The organism is Pseudomonas frederiksbergensis (assembly GCF_003732665.1).
GTDB lineage: Bacteria > Pseudomonadota > Gammaproteobacteria > Pseudomonadales > Pseudomonadaceae > Aquipseudomonas > Aquipseudomonas frederiksbergensis_G.
In genome coordinates this window covers 1-371 of record NZ_MOBP01000140.1, presented here as the reverse complement: position 1 = coordinate 371, position 371 = coordinate 1, and the positions used below count along the sequence as shown (strand labels likewise).

The window sequence follows — 371 nt, the reverse complement described above, 5'->3', positions numbered from 1 at the left end:
CGTCCGTTCGGTGGCAGGTTTTCGATGAATCGTTGATAGCTTCGGCCAGGGCATGGTATTCCTGGCAGGTGCTGCCGCAGATCGATTTGATGTGCTGCAACTTTTCCTGGGCCAGGTCCAACCGGGCTTTGATCACATACGCCTCGCCGAGGTATTCGCGCACTTGTGCATACTGCGGGTCGAGTTTGACCGATTGCAGGTAGTAGCCGATGCCTTCGTCGGTTCGCCCCAGTTTACGCGTGGCGTAGCCGCGGTAGTTGAGGGCTTTGGCGGTGTTTGGATCTTTCAGCGTATCGAGCAGGGCCAGGGCTTCTTCGTAGCGACCGTCCTTGGCCAGGCGATAGGCGTAGTCGGCTCGATCGGCGTCCGGC

Annotated in this window: 1 protein-coding gene; it reads right to left on the bottom strand. The window is 59.3% G+C overall.

Annotated elements, in window-relative coordinates; genetic code table 11:
- Positions 1 to 371, bottom strand: a 371-nt coding sequence (locus tag BK665_RS33520) for a tetratricopeptide repeat protein (RefSeq protein WP_123410654.1), incomplete at both ends; no start/stop codon positions are given.